Source organism: Flavobacterium lipolyticum, assembly GCF_020905335.1.
Lineage (GTDB): Bacteria > Bacteroidota > Bacteroidia > Flavobacteriales > Flavobacteriaceae > Flavobacterium > Flavobacterium lipolyticum.
The window spans coordinates 2,875,590-2,893,451 of sequence record NZ_JAJJMN010000001.1 but is presented as its reverse complement, the minus strand read 5'-3'; the positions used below and the strand labels follow the sequence as shown (position 1 = coordinate 2,893,451).

Below are 17,862 nucleotides of genomic sequence, written 5' to 3'. Positions count from 1 at the left end.
CTTTATTTCTTTTTTGCAGCTGGTTTTTTAGCAGGTGCTTTTTTTGCAGTTGTAGCTTTCTTTGCGGTTGTCGCTTTTTTAGCCGGTGTTTTTTTAGTCGGTGTTTTTTTGGCAATCATTTCCTGAACTTCTTCCAATGTTAATTTCGTAGCATCAACCTCTTTACTCAGTTCAATTTTGATTTTTCCTTTTGTGATTACAGAGCGACCCCAACGCGCCTTTTCAACCAAAATTCCTTCTTCTTCCCAGTTGTGAAGCACTTTATCAATATTCTTCTGTAATTTATCTTCAATTAATTCCTCAACATCTGCCTGCGATAAATTATCAAAATTATACTTCTTGCTTACGTTCACAAAAAGACCATTCCATTTAATAAACGGACCAAAACGTCCCACTCCTTTTTGAACCGGTTCGCCTTTATACGTTGCAATTGGTGCATCTGCAAGTGCTTTTTCATCGATCAGTTCCTGTGCTCTTTCTTTTGATACACTTAAAGGATCTTCTCCTCTTGGCAACGAAATAAAAACACTTCCATGACGTACGTATGGACCGTAACGACCGTTACTCACTTCCACTTCTTCTCCTTTGTATTCACCTAAACTTTTAGGAAGTAAAAACAAATTCAAAGCATCTTCCAGTGTAATACTTCCGATATTTTGATCGGCCATTAAACTGGCGAATTTTTTATCTTCGTCGTCCGCTTCTCCAATCTGAGCCATTGGGCCAAATTTTCCTAAACGAACTGAAACTTGTCTTCCGTCAGCATCTTTTCCTAAAATTCTCTCTCCGCTTTCACGCTCAGCATTCGCCTCAACTTCTTTTACATTTGGATGGAATTTATTGTAGAACTCCTGCATCATGGTTGCCCAGTCAATATTTCCTTCGGCAATTTCATCAAAATCCTGTTCTACTTTTGCCGTAAAGTTATAGTCCAGAATATTCCCAAAGTTCTTCACTAAGAAATCAGTAACAATTGTTCCGATATCTGTTGGAACCAGTTTCCCTTTATCGGAACCTGTATTTTCTTTTAACAGCTTCTCTCCCACTTTACTATTTTGCAAGGTCAGTTGCGTATAATTACGTTCCTGTCCTTCCAGAGTTCCCTTTTCAACATAGTTTCTGTTGATAATGGTAGAAATTGTTGGCGCATAGGTAGACGGACGCCCGATTCCTAATTCTTCTAATTTCTTCACCAGAGAAGCCTCTGTATAACGCGCCGGAGGTCTTGAATACCTTTCGGTTGCTGTAATATAATTGTTTGCTAATTTTTCGTTTACTTTCAAAGCCGGTAACATTCCCTCTTGCTCTTCCTCATCATCATCATGTCCTTCTAAGTATACTTTTAAGAATCCTTCAAAAAGTAAAACTTCTCCTGAAGCTGTAAAAATCTCATCATGATTGTTTGCTTCGATTTTTACATTGGTTCTTTCCAATTGCGCATCACTCATTTGTGAGGCCAATGTTCTTTTCCAGATCAAATCATACAAACGAGCCTGATCGCGGTCGATATTCACCGTATGACGAGACATATCGGTAGGACGGATTGCCTCGTGTGCTTCCTGAGCTCCTTTATTTTTATTGGCAAAAGTTCTCGGTTTAGAAAACTCTTTCCCGTATGATTTTATAATTTCAGCCTCAGCAGCACTCATAGCCTCAGCAGAAAGATTCACGCTATCTGTTCTCATATAGGTAATCAATCCGGCCTCGTACAAACGTTGTGCTAACTGCATGGTGATTCCAACCGGCAAATACAATTTTCTCGCCGCCTCCTGTTGCAGGGTCGAAGTCGTAAAAGGTGCAGTTGGTGATTTTTTGGTAGGCTTCGTTTCTAAATCGGCTACCTGATATTGAGATCCGATATTTTTAGTTAAAAAATCTTCGGCTTCTTTTTTAGTATTAAAGTTCTTTGGCAATTTCGCTTTAAAAGCTTTACCTGCCTCATTTACAAATTCTGCAACAATGGAGTAAGTTGCTACCGCATTAAAGTTCTGAATTTCACGTTCACGTTCTACGATCAAACGAACAGAAACGGATTGTACACGACCGGCAGACAAACCTCCTTTAATTTTTCTCCACAATACCGGAGACAACTCATAACCAACTAAACGATCCAAAACACGACGTGCCTGTTGTGCGTTTACCAGATTATAATCTATTTCTCTTGGATTGTCGATTGCTTTAAGAATCGCAGTCTTTGTAATTTCGTGAAAAACAATTCTTTTGGTTTTTTTAGTATCCAGTTTCAATTCTTCCGCCAGGTGCCAAGAAATAGCTTCCCCCTCGCGGTCCTCATCGCTCGCTAACCAAACCATATCGGCATTCTTAGATAGTGTTTTCAGCTTGCTTACCAGGGCTTTTTTATCCGAAGAGACTTCATATTTAGGTTTAAAACCATTCTCAACATCCACTCCTATTTCCTTTGATGGTAAGTCCGCTATGTGACCGTAACTTGACTCTACCTGAAAATCACTTCCTAAAAATTTCTCTATCGTTTTCGCCTTTGCAGGGGACTCCACTATTACTAAATTCTTTGCCATTGCTCTATTTTTCTGCAACAAAAGTATCTATTTTTTTTAAATATCAACTGCGCGAACTCATTTTTGATTTATTTTAGTATTATGTTTCCTAAAATTGCAGATTTATCTGTAATCTCACTTTATACATATATAGGTATAGATTTTGGATTGTAGATCGCAGATTTTAGATTGCAGATTGTTGAATGTTAATTGCAAATCCTAATCGTAGTAAAATCAAAAATCTTTTCTCTGCCATCTTGTCACATTCCCTCCATTTACATTATCTTTGCACTTTGAAATTATACAATGGAAAAGATTATTGAGGAAAGTAAACAAGGCGAAAGTCTCGTTTTGGAAAACAAACCTGAGAATACTAAAAAGCTTTTTATTGAAAGTTACGGTTGTGCGATGAATTTTTCGGACAGTGAAATTGTAGCTTCCATTTTATCTGAAAACGGATTTAACACCACACAAACTCTTGAAGACGCCGATTTGGTTCTGGTAAACACCTGCTCGATTCGAGACAAGGCAGAACAGACTATTCGCAAACGTCTGGAAAAATATAATGCTGTAAAGCGTATCAATCCGAAAATGAAAGTGGGCGTTCTGGGCTGTATGGCCGAACGTTTGAAAAGTCAATTTTTAGAGGAAGAGAAAATAGTCGATCTTGTCGTTGGACCTGATGCTTACAAAGATCTGCCGAATTTATTAGCGGAAGTTGAAGAGGGACGTGACGCCATCAATGTAATTTTATCCAAAGAAGAAACGTACGGAGATATCTCACCTGTTCGTTTGATGAGTAACGGTATTACTGCTCTGGTTTCGATTACCCGAGGCTGTGATAACATGTGTACCTTTTGCGTTGTACCTTTTACACGCGGACGTGAACGCAGCCGTGAACCACAAAGCATCATGAATGAAATTCAGGATCTATGGAGCAAAGGCTTTAAAGAAATTACTCTTTTAGGGCAAAATGTAGACAGTTATCTTTGGTATGGCGGCGGATTAAAGAAGGATTTTGTAAATGCTTCTGAAATGCAAAAAGCAACAGCCGTTGATTTCGATCAGTTGCTGGAAATGGTTGCCGTTGGGTTTCCAAAAATGCGCATTCGTTTTTCGACTTCAAATCCACAGGATATGCATGAGAGTGTACTGCACGTTATTGCCAAACATCCTAATATCTGCAAACACATTCACTTACCGGTTCAGTCGGGAAGTAACAGAATTTTAAAAGAAATGAATCGTCTGCACACTCGTGAAGAATACATGACTTTGATTGATAAAATCAGAGCAATCATTCCGAATGCGTCGATTTCACAAGATATGATTGCCGGTTTTCCAACAGAAACCGAACAAGATCACCAGGACACTATGAGCTTAATGGAATATGTGAAATATAATTTCGGTTATATGTATTCGTACTCTGAGCGTCCCGGAACTTTGGCAGGAAGAAAAATGGAAGATGATGTTGCTGAAGAAACCAAAGCCAGAAGATTACAGGAAATCGTTGACCTACAGCAAAAACATGCCTGGTTTAGAAGCGAAGAATTTGTTGGACAGGTTGTAGAAGTTCTGGTAGAGAAAGTTTCAAAAAAATCAAAAGAAGAATTCTCAGGAAGAAATTCGCAAAGCATAACGGTAGTTTTCCCAAAAGAAGATTATAAAATTGGAGACTTTGTAAATGTAAAAATCGAAAGCTGTACCTCAGGTACCTTAAAAGGAAAAGCTGTTGGATATTCCGAAATGAATTAATTTTAGCTTGCCACGAATTACACAAATTTACACGAATTTTCTTTCTTTTACCTCGTGATTTAATAAATTTGATTTAAAAATTAAATCATGGAATTATATCGAAAAGAAGAATATTTTAAAATTGTGGGCATCTGTATGGAAATCCATAGAATCCTTGGTGGTGGACTTCTTGAAATAGTATATAAAGATGCTTTAGAATATGAATTTAGAAAACATAATATTCCGTTTGAACGAGAAAAGGAATATAACATTCAATATAAAGACATTATTTTAGCCCATAAATTCTATGCTGATTTTGTAGTTTATGATGAAATCATTTTAGAAATAAAGGCATCAAAAGAAATTGTTGATGAACATATTGCTCAAACAATTAATTATTTGAGACTAGCGGATAGTGATTTAGGAATCATCGTTAACTTTAGTAAAAAGTCTTTACAACATAAAAGAGTTATTCATTAACCCGATTTCAAAAATTTGTGAAAATTCGCGAAATTCGTGGCAAAGAAAAAAATTACATGGAAACAGTTCAAGCAATAAAACAACGATTTGAGATTATTGGTAATGACCCAAAATTAAATCGTGCCATTGAAAAAGCCATTCAGGTTGCTCCAACAGATATTTCGGTTATGGTAACTGGGGAAAGTGGTGTTGGTAAAGAAAATATTCCACGAATCATCCATTCGCTTTCACACAGAAAACATGGGAAATATATTGCAGTAAACTGCGGAGCCATTCCGGAAGGAACCATTGACAGTGAACTTTTCGGACACGAAAAAGGAGCCTTTACAGGAGCAACAAGCACTCGTGAAGGGTATTTTGAAGTAGCTGACGGAGGAACCATTTTTCTGGATGAAGTTGGAGAATTACCTTTAACTACTCAGGTTCGTTTGCTTCGTGTACTTGAAAATGGTGAGTTTATTAAAGTAGGTTCGTCGCAAGTTCAGAAAACAAATGTGAGAATTGTAGCCGCTACAAACGTGAACCTGTTCAATGCAATCGAAAAAGGAAAATTCCGTGAAGATTTATATTATCGTTTAACGACTGTCGAAATTACTTTACCGCCATTACGTGAAAGAAACGACGACATTCATTTGTTGTTCCGAAAATTCGTAGCCGACTTTGCGCACAAATACAAAATGCCTCCCTTAAAATTAGACGATGATGCGGTACAGCTTCTTCAGAAATTCAGATGGAACGGAAACATTCGTCAATTGCGAAATGTGGCCGAACAGATCTCGGTTCTGGAAACCAATCGCGATATTTCATCCGCTATTTTACAATCGTATTTACCTACTGAAGGAAGCAGTCTGCCTTCTGTTATTAACGATAGCAAAAAAGAAAGTGATTTCAGCACCGAAAGAGACATCTTATACAAAGTGCTTTTTGATATGAAAAGTGATCTGAACGATTTGAAAAAACTCACTTTAGAACTGATGAAGAATGGCACAAAAGTGCAGGACATCAATCCGAATTTAATTCAGAAAATATATGGTTCTCAGGAAAATGAAAGCGAAATAGACTTTGAAGAAGAACCAAGGACCGCCGTAATGACACCTACTCCACGCGAGGACAATTATCAGATGCAGGACGACAATTATCTGTTTGCAGAAACCATTGAAGAAGAAGAGGTTCTGCGCTTAGAACAGAAAGAAATCGAGATGATCAAAAAGTCACTAGAAAAAAACAAAGGAAAACGAAAAGCTGCTGCAGACGAATTAGGCATTTCCGAAAGAACTTTATATAGAAAAATTAAACAATTCGATTTATAAAAATAAATAATTCTCAAATTTTAAATTTCAGGTTTAAAAGCTGAGACAAAAAAATAAAATCCAATTTGCTTCGTCGGTTCGCCAGCGCTCAAATCCAAATTATTATATTTGAAAAAAAATGGGATTCCCTAAAAATTTGGAATTTTATATTTGGAATTTACACCCAATTGATATTATGAAAAAAATATATTCTTTATTAGCCTTAATGAGCTTGTTCCTATTAAGCGGTTGTTCTGTTTACAACTTTACAGGAACAGGAAACATCGATGCCAAAACTTTTCAGGTTAACTTTTTTCAAAATAATGCTGATTTAATTGAACCCGGAATTGACCGAACTTTTACATTGACCTTACAAGACTTAATTCAAAATCAAACCAATTTAAACCTGGTAAGTAATAGTGGTGATTTAGTTTACGAAGGAGAAATTGTAGATTACAGAACTACCCCAATGACGGCAACAGCCGATCAGGGAGCTTTTCAAAACCGTTTGAGTATTCGTGTACATGTGAGGTTTACCAATAAAAAGAAGGAAAAAGATGATTTCGAAAAAACATTTGAATTTTACTATGATTTCCCAGGACAGGGGCTACCTACCGGAGCTACTCTAAATACAGCTATTCAGGTTATTTTTGAAAGAATCACACAAGATATTTTTAACGAGTCACTAGCAAAATGGTAATTTGCTTTTCTGTCGAATCATTAAAACCTTTAAGCGATTAAACAGTTAAACAAATAAGCGATTAACCCCATAAACGATTAAACAAAAGAATAAATGAATGTAACCGATTATACCTACTTAATGAACAAGCCTGATGCTATCACCGAAAAGCAGGCAGAAGCATTGGGAAGTGTTTTGAATGAATTTCCTTATTTTCAAAGTGCAAGAGCCTTGCGCTTAAAAGGACTTTACGATCAAAACAGTTTTAAGTATAATTATGCGTTAAAAGTCACAGCAGCTCATACTACGGATCGTACCGTTTTATTTGATTTTATTACTTCTGAATCTTTCACTTCGATTCAAAGTGAATATTACGATAAGAAACTTAGAGACCTTATGGAAATTAAAGTTTTTGACAGTGAGATCGTATCCTTTGAAGAAGTCAAAAAAGCACCGGAAGTACGTGTTAATCCAATCGAGCAATCTATTTTGGATTCTATAAAAGAAGCTACAACAGTAACTTTTGAAGCACCTGTAAAAGTAGAAGAAAAACCTGTAAATCTATTTATTGACCAATCAATACTAGATTACGCACAAGAAGCGGCAACCGTAACTTTTGAAGAGCCGGTAAAAACAATAGAAAAAGCTGTCGAATCTGTTACAGAACAATTTATTGTTGCCGAACCTATAGAAGTTGCTCCGATCATTTTGGAAGAACCTGTAGAAACGGCGCAGCCGGAAACAGAGTTGACGGAACAACAACCTGTATTACCTCCAACCAAAGAGCCAACACCAACTTTCTTTGATGAAATCGTTGAGGAAGAAATTCAGGAAATAAAACCAGAAGTTAAAGAAGTAAAAGTTACCCCTGTTGAGCAATCGATATTAAATTCTATCAAAGAAGCTACAACGGTTGTTTCCGAACAATCTGAATTAATCGAGGAACCAAAAGAAGCCGAAGTTCCCGAGAGTGTAAAAACAGCGGAAGAAAATCTGGAAATAGGACAGCCTTTAGACTTTTCTGTTAACGAGAAACATTCTTTTCAGGAATGGCTGCAATTAGCAAGAACAGAACCAATTGACAGAAGCGAAGAAACTTCACCCGAAATAAAAGAGCCTGAAAAAGTAACCGAATCTACAACAGTAACGGAATCAATTGACGAAGAGAAAAAGAAAAAAGCAGAATTGATCGATAAATTCATCGAAACCAATCCAAAGATCTCTCCTATCAAACAAACTGCAATAACGCAGACCGTACAATCAGACCTAAGCAAAGAAGATAATTCTTACTTAATGACAGAAACTTTGGCCAGAGTATATTTGGAACAAAAAAAATACACCAAAGCAATACAAGCATATGAAATATTAATTTTGAAATATCCAGAAAAAATTAGTTTCTTTGCAGACCGTATTTCGGATATAAAGATTTTACAACAAAATAACAATAATATTTAAACAATGAGTACATTTTCAATTTTCTTAGTTTTAATCACAATAGTTTGTTTTCTATTGATCGTAGTAATCATGGTTCAAAACCCTAAAGGAGGCGGATTGTCTTCTACAATTAGCGGAACTCAAATGTTAGGTGGAGTACAAAAAACAACTGACTTTTTAGACAAAAGTACTTGGACATTGGCTACTATTTTAATTGCTTTAATTTTACTTTCCAGCTTAAGCTTTACAGGATCATTAAGCGACAGTGACTCTAAAATCATTGAAAAAACTGAAGCGCCTGCTGCTACACCAGCTACTCCTGCTCAACAAACACCTGCTCCGGCAACGCCTGCAGCTAAATAATACATTTCAATATCACTATAAAATGCCAGCCTGTCAAAAGCTGGCATTTTTTTTAAGAAATAATGTCAGTTTTACCAGCATGGCACAGTTTCTGAAAGTTTCTAGAACATAAAAAAAACGTATAACCTAATAATATAATAAATCATGGCTTTAAACATAAAACCGCTTTCAGACCGCGTACTTATTGAGCCTGTTGCAGCTGAAACTAAAACTGCATCAGGAATCTTTATTCCAGATACTGCCAAAGAGAAACCACAAAAAGGAACTGTAGTTGCAGTAGGAAACGGATCTAAAGATCACACTATGACTGTAAAAGTGGGCGACACTGTTCTATACGGTAAATATGCAGGAACAGAATTAAAACTGGAAGGGACTGATTATTTGATCATGCGTGAAGATGATATCCTTGCGATTATCTAAAAATGGCCGTAAGCTATAAGCTTTATGCTGTAGGCTTTTCAAAAAGCTTAAAGCATATTGCCTAAAGCTTAAAGCTACAAAAAATGAGAGATTTTAAAAAATATGACATTTGGCAGCTAAGCCATTCTTTCACCTTAGAGATTTATAAAATCACTTCTACTTTTCCAAAAGAAGAAATTTATGGATTAACAAGTCAAATAAGAAGAGCCTCTTCATCAATTCCAACTAATATTAGTGAAGGATGTGGAAGAAATAGCGACAAAGAGTTCAATCAATTTCTCAACATAGCTTTGGGTTCTGCAAATGAAACCGAATATCTTTTGATTTTAATTAAAGACCTGCAATATCTGAACAATGAAGTTGCAGAAAATCTAATCGAGAAAATCAATAATATAAAAAGTAAAATTTACAAGTTAAAGCAAGTACTAATTAAGCCGTAGGCTATAAGCTTTAAGCTGTAGGCTTTTCAAAAAGCTTAAAGCATATTGCCTAAAGCTTAAAGCAATAATAAAATAAATACTAATCCAGTCAGTAGAGAGAGCATAAAGCGTAAAGCCTACTGCCTAAAGCAATAATAAAAAATGGCAAAAGATATAAAATTTGATATTGAAGCACGTGACGGATTAAAACGTGGTGTTGATGCATTGGCAAATGCTGTAAAAGTAACTCTTGGACCAAAAGGTCGTAATGTAATTATCGGAAAATCATTTGGTGGACCAACGGTTACTAAAGATGGTGTTTCGGTTGCAAAAGAAATCGAATTAAAAGACCCATTAGAAAATATGGGCGCGCAAATGGTTAAAGAAGTAGCTTCTAAAACTAATGATTTAGCGGGTGACGGAACTACAACTGCTACAGTTTTAGCTCAGGCAATCGTAAAAGAAGGTCTTAAAAACGTTGCTGCAGGAGCAAATCCAATGGATTTGAAACGTGGTATCGACAAAGCCGTTGAAGCAATCGTTGCTGACCTTGCGAAACAAGCAAAAGTAGTTGGAAGTGATTCTGATAAAATCAAACAAATTGCTTCTATCTCTGCAAACAATGACGAAGTGATTGGAGAATTAATCGCTACTGCATTTGCAAAAGTAGGTAAAGAAGGGGTTATTACTGTTGAAGAAGCTAAAGGAACTGATACGTTTGTAGATGTTGTTGAAGGTATGCAGTTTGACAGAGGATATCTTTCTCCTTACTTCGTAACAAATCCTGAGAAAATGGAAGTTGAATTAGACTCTCCATACATCTTATTATACGACAAAAAAGTATCTTCTTTAAAAGAATTACTACCTGTTTTAGAGCCAGTTGCTCAATCTGGAAAGCCATTATTGATCATCGCTGAAGATGTTGACGGAGAAGCTTTATCAACTCTTGTAGTGAATAAATTACGTGGAGCATTAAAAATCGCTGCTGTTAAAGCACCTGGTTTTGGAGACAGAAGAAAAGCAATGTTAGAAGACATCGCAATCTTAACTGGTGGAACTGTAATTTCTGAAGAAAGAGGTTATACACTAGAAAATACAACTATCGAAATGTTAGGAACGGCAAAAAGAGTTTCTATCGACAAAGACAACACAACTATTGTAAGTGGTGCTGGTGAAGCTGATATCATCAAAAACAGAGTAAACCAAATTAAAGGTCAAATGGAGGCTACAACCTCTGATTATGATAAAGAAAAATTGCAAGAGCGTTTGGCTAAATTAGCTGGTGGTGTTGCTGTTCTTTATGTTGGTGCTGCTTCTGAAGTTGAAATGAAAGAGAAAAAAGACAGAGTTGACGATGCTTTACACGCAACACGTGCTGCTGTTGAAGAAGGAATCGTTGCAGGTGGTGGTGTTGCTTTATTAAGAGCTAAAGCTGCTTTGGCTGACCTTAAAGCGGATAATGCTGACGAAGCAACCGGAATTCAAATTGTATCTCGTGCTGTTGAATCTCCATTAAGAACTATTGTTGAAAATGCAGGTCTTGAAGGTTCTGTAGTAGTAGCAAAAGTGGGTGAAGGTTCTGGAGACTTTGGTTACAATGCTAAAACTGATGAATACGTAGACATGCTTAAAGCTGGTATTATCGATCCTAAAAAAGTAACTCGTGTAGCGTTAGAAAATGCTGCTTCGGTTTCAGGAATGATCTTAACTACTGAGTGTGCGTTAATCGATATTAAAGAAGAAAACGCTGGCGGTATGCCAATGGGTGGCGGTATGCCAGGAATGATGTAATCGTTCTTTTCTTTAAAACTCAAAACGCCGGATTTCGATCTGGCGTTTTTTTTTATATTTTCTTTTGCCCAGAATTCTCGCAGGCCATTATTTTCCAGCCACAGATTAAAGGATTAAAAAGCTTACAATCTGTGAGAATCTTTTTAATCTATGGCAAGATCTTTCAGATAAAGCATTCGTGAAAATTCGTGTAATTCGTGGCAAACTTTTTTACTTTATGATTGTTTAACATTCTGTTTTTGCGGATGAAAGCGCTTATTGATAACTTTGTAATTCAATAATTACAACAATGAAAAAGCATTTTACCGCTCTCCTATCCTTACTTTTCTTTTCGATTTCTTTTATATTACATGCTCAGACCAATAAAGATACTTATGTGGTTTTAGTTTCTATGGATGGATTTCGTTGGGATTATGCTAAACATTTCAAACTTCAAAATCTCGCCCAAATAGCAAAAGAAGGTGTCCATGCCAAATCAATGCGACCTTCTTATCCCAGTAAAACCTTTCCCAACCATTATGCCATCGTTACCGGACTCTACCCCGATCATCATGGAATCATTAATAATGTTTTTTACGATGCGGCATTAAACGAATCCTTTTCATTGTCTTCAAATGCCAAAAATGATTCCCGTTTTTATGGCGGAAATCCGATTTGGAACGTTGCTGAACAACAGGGAGTAAAAGCCGCTTCTTTTTTCTGGCCGGGATCAGATACAGATCAAAAAAGACCTGGTATTTATAAAGAGTACAACAACAAAATTCCTTATGAAACCCGCATTGATACCGTAATCAAATGGCTTCAGCTTCCCGAAAAACAACGCCCGCATTTTATCACACTTTATTTTGATGAACCCGACCATACCGGTCATTCATTTGGTCCACTTTCTCCTGAAAACGAAAAAGCAATCCGAAGAATGGATACTCTTATGGGGCGACTATCTTCTAAACTGAATCAATTATCCATTGGGAGACAGATCAATTTAATTATCGTTTCAGATCATGGAATGGCCAACATTAGCGATGATAAAAAAGTAGCCGTTCTGGATTACCTAAAACCCGAATGGCTTGGTTATAATGCTGTAATTAATCCCATCATGAGTCTTCAGGCAAAACCCGGCTTTCAGGATTCGATCGCAAATGCTTTAAAGAAAGTACCACATATTAAATTCTGGAAATCCCAAGAGGTTCCTAAAAGATTACACTTCGGAACTAATCCGAGAGTTCATGATTTTGTCATTGAAGCCAAAAAAGGATACAGTTTAGTAAAAGAAAAATCGGTACATGTAAGCGGAGGTACACACGGATACGACAACAAAGAAAAAGACATGCAGGCTATTTTTTATGCTAAAGGCCCCGCTTTTAAAATAAATAAAACGGTCGGATCGTTTCAGAATGTTTCGGTATACCCTTTAATTGCTCATATTCTCGGCTTGCAAATCGATGAAGTAGATGGAAAATTCTCCGAAGTTAGCAACATGCTTAAATAATTAGATAATGTGGCAATTAGATAATTACTGTACGTTACGCTTAAAATTTTCTAATTGCCACATTATCTAATTATCATATTCTCTAATTGCCACATTAAGCTACTAAGAAACAACTTTGTACGTTGGATCTTCAATTACATTTACAGCAATAACAGCTTCAGCATTTTTAAGTAAAACAATACAGTCTTTGCTTAAATGCTTCAGCTCAATCACTTTGTTTAGCTGACTGTATTTTTTCGTCAAATTATTCAATGCTTCGATGGCCGACATATCTGCGATGCGGCTTTCTTTAAAATCAATAATCACATGATTGGGATCGTTTGCGGGATCGAATTTTTCTATAAAAGCAGTAGTAGAACCAAAAAATAATGGTCCATAGATTTCGTAATGTTTTGTCCCTTTCTCATCAATATAATGTCTGGCACGAATTCTTTTGGCACTTTCCCAGGCAAAAACCAAGGCAGAAATAATCACTCCAATCAAAACCGCTAACGCCAGATTGTGCAGTAAAATAGTAACAACTGCCACCAAAACACCCACAAAAATATCATGCGCCGGCATTTTGTTAATAATCCTGAAACTCGCCCATTCAAAAGTCGTAATCGCAACCATCATCATGACGCCTACTAAAGCAGCCATTGGTAATTTACCGATTACAGGAGCTCCAAAAAGGATAATCAATAAAATCGTTAAAGAAGCAATTATTCCCGAAAGTCGTGCTCTCGAACCGGCAGAAAGATTAACCAGTGTTTGTGCAATCATGGGGCATCCCCCCATTCCAAAAAAGAAACCATTCAAAATGTTAGAACTCCCCTGAGCAATACATTCTCGGTTACTATTACCCCTTGTACCTGTTATTTCATCGACAAGATTCAACGTCAGTAAACCTTCTGTTAAGCCCACTGCCGCAACAATTACCGAATATAGAAATAGGATCTTAATGGTTTCAAAAGACAACGGGATATTTGGAATATGAAAGGGCGGAAATCCTCCCTGGACAGAGGCAATATCCTGAACGGTTTTTGTGTCAATATTAAACATCAATACGACAGCAAATACGACAATAATTGCCACCAAAGAGGCCGGAACTGCTTTTGTAATCTTTGAAAAAAGCAATACAATACCAATGGTAAGCGCCACTAAAGCAAGCATAATATACAATTGAGATCCTTGTAACCAAGTGGTTTGCCCATTCACCACAATTTTAAATTGCTCCAGCTGCGACATAAAAATAACCACGGCAAGTCCGTTTACAAAGCCATACATAACGGGCTGTGGCACCAATCTGATAAATTTCCCGAGTTTAAAAAGTCCGATACAAATCTGGAAGATGCCTCCAAGCGCCACGGCCGCGAAAACATATTCGATACCGTGTGATTTCATTAAAGCAATTAAAACAATAACAGTGGCTCCCGCTCCACCCGAAATCATCCCGGGTCTGCCTCCAAAAACCGAGGTGACCAAACCCGCAATAAAAGCAGCATATAAACCAACCAAAGGTGGGAAACCAGCCAAAATTGCAAACGATAACGATTCTGGAATCATTGTCATCGCAACTGTTAATCCCGCTAAAATTTCGTTTTTATAGTTGACCTTTTGAGTAAAATCAAAAAGAGGAGTCCTTTTTTTCATAAGCACACAAATTTAAAAAATAATGTGCACATACTTAAAGAAAGCTTTCCTATACTAAAACTTAATTTAAAAACTGTTTTACCAACAGTAAAAAACAAAAAACAATAAAATTTATCATATTCTAATTATTCTAATTTTACACAAGTATATCCTAAACAATTCACATAATCGATAATATTCTCAGGCTCTAAATCAATGCCTTCTATACGCAATATTTTATCACAATCTTCTAAGTCAAAGTTGATTTTATAATCAGGAAACTGGCTTTGAATAACGGCAATGACATAATTTTTATCTGCCTCTTTCTGCACATTTGTTTTAAAAACTTCAACAACCATATCTTTCTACTTTAATGATACATAAAATGATCAACGAATTACGGAATCAAGCTGAATTATAAACCTACTATAAAATGAATCATGAAAATCCCCAATCTAAAAAATTCGGGAGCTTTCTGCTAATTACAAATAACTTAGACGTTCGTTCTTAATTTCTGTTACACATACATCCAAATTTTATAAACTCTAGCACATAAAAAACGAATAGCTTAGACATAATGCTCTCTATTCAGGCGATTTCAGGTTTAAAATCCGATTGCCTTAACTTGTAGATTCTCTTGAGATTTGAGGTGCCTAAATGTAAGCAAAAACTTTCTAAATTAGATTCTGTACGTGAAGAAATTATCCTTTTTTCATAAAAAAATAAAAAAACAAAGCAGCTAAACGAGATTCCAGTCAAATACCTGATACAGAAACGCACTTTATATCTATACGATAAAAACCAAATGCTTTCTCTCCATAAAATCCCCTCAAATTCTCAAAAAAACAATCTGCTTTAAAAATAATTTTCTTACATAAAAAAATTATCTTCGCAAGACCAAACAACTTTAACCTAAATTTTCGGAAAAATGCCTTTTTTTAGTTTTCTATTTAAAAAATCAAATTCAGGATGCCCAAGATGTCTTGGGAAAGGTTTTGTAGACTGGGAAGACATACGACGTTTAAACAAACAATTAAAATGGGCACCGGGTCCTTGTGCTTATTGTAATGCTTCAGGAAAAGCTACTCAAGAAATGCTTTCGAATGTGGCCGTAGATACAACTTACCTCACTATTGATTTACCGGAATCTGAAATAGAAAAAATAAAAAATGGTGACGAAGAAACTATAGAAAAAGGCAAACTGCAAGAACTTTTTGTAGAAAGCATTATTAGATATACCGAATACCATTACGTGAATAAAAATATGGATGCTCAAAGTATTGCAGATTTGTACCTGAATACGGAAGATGAAAAAGCACCATTTTCGGTAGAAAAAGAAAATCTGATACAATACATTCAAAAAATAATAGCATTAAAAAATTCTGAACCGGATTAATTCCCAACAAATGCTACTTTAAGCACACTAGAGAAAACAAGTCGTAAAAAATAATCTTAAAGCAATGAAATCAAAGAAAAATATTCTTTAAATCTCTGATCTTTTTGGACAAAAAAACGCAAAAACAGGTATAAATACGTGTTGCCAAAACTTTCTTAAGTGGTAGTTTTGCCACAAATAATTTTTATTTTAAACTGTAGTTTTCCTAAGAGAAAATTATTAAATATTGTCATTTTTTTTTGGAACAATTAAGTGAGGTTTTTAATCGATGCCAACGATTAAAAATCTCACTTTTTTACGCACCGTTTTCAATTGACAAGAAAACACTCCTTACTTTCTGCCGAAAACATCCGCAAAGATTTCTTTCCTGATGATCATCGAACAAATTTTAAAAGCTAGCTATGATCAAAACAAAATCACTTTGTATCTTTGAGCCTTAAAAAATTATAGCCCCTAAATATCTCTATGACACGAGAACACTATATTCCCTTTAACAAGGAATTTCTATTGGAACAACAACTAACTGTCTTTGCCAAAGATTCGAAGAAAACGGATGATTTCAGAAAACTGTTTGATATTATCGAACACTATTTCCATTACGAAGCTTTTAATCTTAATCGAAATCTGAAGCAAAACTACGCTTTGTTTGATCCTGATTTAAGTCTGAAAGAACGCGAAAATTTTATAGGTAAAAGTGATTTCAACGTTTTCAAGAAAACATTACTTACGGTATTAGAACAGGGGAATTATCGTCGGATAGATCAGGAAACACTGGACAAAGCTTTTGAAGATTCAGACTTAATCGGTTTGAAGCTTTCAATTGATTTCAACGCCTATAAAGACTACGAATTATACGTTCGTGGACATCATAAGGCAAAAGAAAAGATGCGAAAATATTTTTTCTGGAAGAAAGAAATTGAAATTGAATATTACGATCGTGTCCTGATTTATCTTCATTACAGCGAAGCTGATTATATTAAAGAAAAGAAAGTAAAACTGGGAAAAATGCCTATCGAACCGGGTTCGGTTGCTTTAAAGATTTTTAAACGTGTTCCTAAAAACGATCTCGAAACTATATTCCCAAATGCTATTCCAAGAATGTCTACCAAAGATAAGTTGCTCTTTTGGGTTCCGGGAATAGGAGGCGGAATTTCACTTTTAAGTACAACTGTAATTCCTGCTTTGATTGGCATGTATGCCGCGTATCAATCGGGAGAAGCTATCGATTTATTAAACAGCAAAGCCTCTTTAAATCAGGGTTTAATTGCACTGGGTATTTTATCCCTTTATTTGTTTCGTCAGTACAGTAACTTTGTCAATAAAAGAATCAAATACTCTAAAATACTTTCAGACAGCCTTTACTTTAAAAATCTCGGAAACAATAGCGGTGCTTTCTATTCACTTCTAAATTCCTCTGAAGAAGAAGTATTGAAAGAAACGATACTGGCCTATACCTTTTTATACAAAACCGAATATCCCATTACTGCCGAAGAACTCGACAATCAAATTGAGTCCTGGTTTACAACAACACTAAATGCAAATCTGGACTTTGATGTACAGGATGCTTTGTTGAAATTAAAAACTATGGGACTAGCCGTTGAATCCAATGGTAAATGGAGTGTTATCCCTTTAGATGAGGCATTGGTAACCGTTGACTCATTATGGGATAATGTTTTTGACTACAATCAAAAAATAGAAGTTTCTGAATACATTTAACTGAAAAATTTAATAATGAGCAATGCTATAAATGAAAAGAAAAAAGCAAGGAGAATAAGTATATTAAAAATTAATTTTACAACTTCAACCCGATCTTCTGATAAATTATTTTGAGTCCCGGTATGATTATATAGTTGCAAACCGTCTGCCATTTTTTGAGCATCATTCTCTTTTTTATAATTGATTGCATAAACCTTTACGGTCTTCTCTTCTCTAATCTCTCCTTGTTGCATGACTAATTGTTTAAGGGGGTATTTTATTTATTGTCAAATTTAGAAATGAAAAAAAAAAAGGCACACCTAATTAAGCCATAAAAATATCACAATAAGACAAATACATTATTTTTTTTGAGTATTTAATCTAAACTTTGCCACATTTATTTTAAAAAAAACAAATTCCTCTTTAGTACTAAAGTACAAGCAGATCTGCATTGTCTCTAATTCCATTTCATATCGGTATCTTCCTAAAAATTAAGATCGTATATTTTTAAGAATAATTGAAATTGATAAAACGAAAGTTTTTTTTAGT

General features: G+C 35.6%; 15 protein-coding genes and 2 pseudogenes. 13 read left to right on the top strand and 4 right to left on the bottom strand.

Annotation, left to right across the window (positions count from 1 at the left end):
• Positions 1-2 precede the first annotated feature (2 nt).
• On the bottom strand, positions 3-2,537 hold the full coding sequence (topA, locus tag LNQ34_RS12685; RefSeq protein ID WP_230000018.1) for a type I DNA topoisomerase: 2,535 nt from the start codon (positions 2,535-2,537) through the stop codon (positions 3-5).
• Positions 2,538-2,822: 285 nt separating this feature from the next.
• Between topA and miaB the strand changes: the two genes are divergently transcribed.
• The 11 genes and pseudogenes from miaB to LNQ34_RS12635 all read left to right on the top strand — a co-directional run bounded on the left by miaB (position 2,823) and on the right by LNQ34_RS12635 (position 12,611).
• A complete protein-coding gene (gene miaB, locus LNQ34_RS12680; protein WP_230000017.1) occupies positions 2,823-4,268 on the top strand; it encodes a tRNA (N6-isopentenyl adenosine(37)-C2)-methylthiotransferase MiaB in 1,446 nt (481 codons plus the stop codon).
• A gap of 87 nt (positions 4,269-4,355) precedes the next feature.
• Positions 4,356-4,727, top strand: coding sequence for a GxxExxY protein (locus LNQ34_RS12675; RefSeq protein WP_230000016.1), 372 nt, complete (start codon positions 4,356-4,358; stop codon positions 4,725-4,727).
• A gap of 56 nt (positions 4,728-4,783) precedes the next feature.
• Positions 4,784-6,037, top strand: a complete 1,254-nt coding sequence (locus tag LNQ34_RS12670) for a sigma-54 interaction domain-containing protein (RefSeq protein WP_202703444.1) — start codon at positions 4,784-4,786, stop codon at positions 6,035-6,037.
• 175 nt (positions 6,038-6,212) lie between these two features.
• Complete coding sequence (locus LNQ34_RS12665) at positions 6,213-6,716, top strand: LptE family protein (RefSeq protein WP_202703443.1); 504 nt, start codon at positions 6,213-6,215, stop codon at positions 6,714-6,716.
• A 93-nt stretch (positions 6,717-6,809) separates the two neighbouring features.
• Positions 6,810-6,986: pseudogene (locus LNQ34_RS23720) on the top strand (tetratricopeptide repeat protein); the annotation flags it as partial.
• A 693-nt stretch (positions 6,987-7,679) separates the two neighbouring features.
• A pseudogene (locus tag LNQ34_RS23630) lies at positions 7,680-8,150 on the top strand (tetratricopeptide repeat protein); the annotation flags it as partial.
• A gap of 3 nt (positions 8,151-8,153) precedes the next feature.
• Positions 8,154-8,492 (top strand): preprotein translocase subunit SecG, encoded by a 339-nt coding sequence (gene secG / locus LNQ34_RS12655; protein WP_202703441.1) that lies wholly within the window; start codon positions 8,154-8,156, stop codon positions 8,490-8,492.
• Between the two features lie 144 nt (positions 8,493-8,636).
• The gene (locus LNQ34_RS12650) at positions 8,637-8,912 is read left to right on the top strand and encodes a co-chaperone GroES (RefSeq protein ID WP_012023920.1); all 276 of its coding nucleotides are present in this window, start codon (positions 8,637-8,639) and stop codon (positions 8,910-8,912) included.
• 83 nt (positions 8,913-8,995) lie between these two features.
• Positions 8,996-9,352 (top strand): four helix bundle protein, encoded by a 357-nt coding sequence (locus tag LNQ34_RS12645; RefSeq protein ID WP_089077726.1) that lies wholly within the window; start codon positions 8,996-8,998, stop codon positions 9,350-9,352.
• 141 nt (positions 9,353-9,493) lie between these two features.
• Positions 9,494-11,122 (top strand): chaperonin GroEL, encoded by a 1,629-nt coding sequence (groL, locus tag LNQ34_RS12640; RefSeq protein WP_017497000.1) that lies wholly within the window; start codon positions 9,494-9,496, stop codon positions 11,120-11,122.
• 289 nt (positions 11,123-11,411) lie between these two features.
• Positions 11,412-12,611 carry an alkaline phosphatase family protein gene (locus LNQ34_RS12635; protein ID WP_230000014.1) on the top strand — a complete coding sequence of 400 codons (1,200 nt, stop codon included), beginning with the start codon at positions 11,412-11,414 and terminating at the stop codon, positions 12,609-12,611.
• Positions 12,612-12,713: 102 nt separating this feature from the next.
• Here LNQ34_RS12635 and LNQ34_RS12630 read toward each other — a convergent pair whose 3' ends face one another.
• Both LNQ34_RS12630 and LNQ34_RS12625 read right to left on the bottom strand, forming a co-directional pair.
• On the bottom strand, positions 12,714-14,243 hold the full coding sequence (locus LNQ34_RS12630; protein ID WP_230000012.1) for a SulP family inorganic anion transporter: 1,530 nt from the start codon (positions 14,241-14,243) through the stop codon (positions 12,714-12,716).
• A gap of 125 nt (positions 14,244-14,368) precedes the next feature.
• Positions 14,369-14,581, bottom strand: coding sequence for a hypothetical protein (locus tag LNQ34_RS12625; RefSeq protein ID WP_017497003.1), 213 nt, complete (start codon positions 14,579-14,581; stop codon positions 14,369-14,371).
• Positions 14,582-15,150: 569 nt separating this feature from the next.
• Between LNQ34_RS12625 and LNQ34_RS12620 the strand changes: the two genes are divergently transcribed.
• Both LNQ34_RS12620 and LNQ34_RS12615 read left to right on the top strand, forming a co-directional pair.
• Positions 15,151-15,618 carry a hypothetical protein gene (locus LNQ34_RS12620; protein WP_202703438.1) on the top strand — a complete coding sequence of 156 codons (468 nt, stop codon included), beginning with the start codon at positions 15,151-15,153 and terminating at the stop codon, positions 15,616-15,618.
• Between the two features lie 465 nt (positions 15,619-16,083).
• The gene (locus LNQ34_RS12615; RefSeq protein ID WP_230000010.1) at positions 16,084-17,334 is read left to right on the top strand and encodes a TMEM143 family protein; all 1,251 of its coding nucleotides are present in this window, start codon (positions 16,084-16,086) and stop codon (positions 17,332-17,334) included.
• Here the strand turns inward: LNQ34_RS12615 and LNQ34_RS12610 are convergent.
• On the bottom strand, positions 17,331-17,567 hold the full coding sequence (locus LNQ34_RS12610; RefSeq protein ID WP_230000008.1) for a hypothetical protein: 237 nt from the start codon (positions 17,565-17,567) through the stop codon (positions 17,331-17,333). The genes LNQ34_RS12615 and LNQ34_RS12610 overlap by 4 nt on opposite strands.
• Positions 17,568-17,862 lie beyond the last annotated feature (295 nt).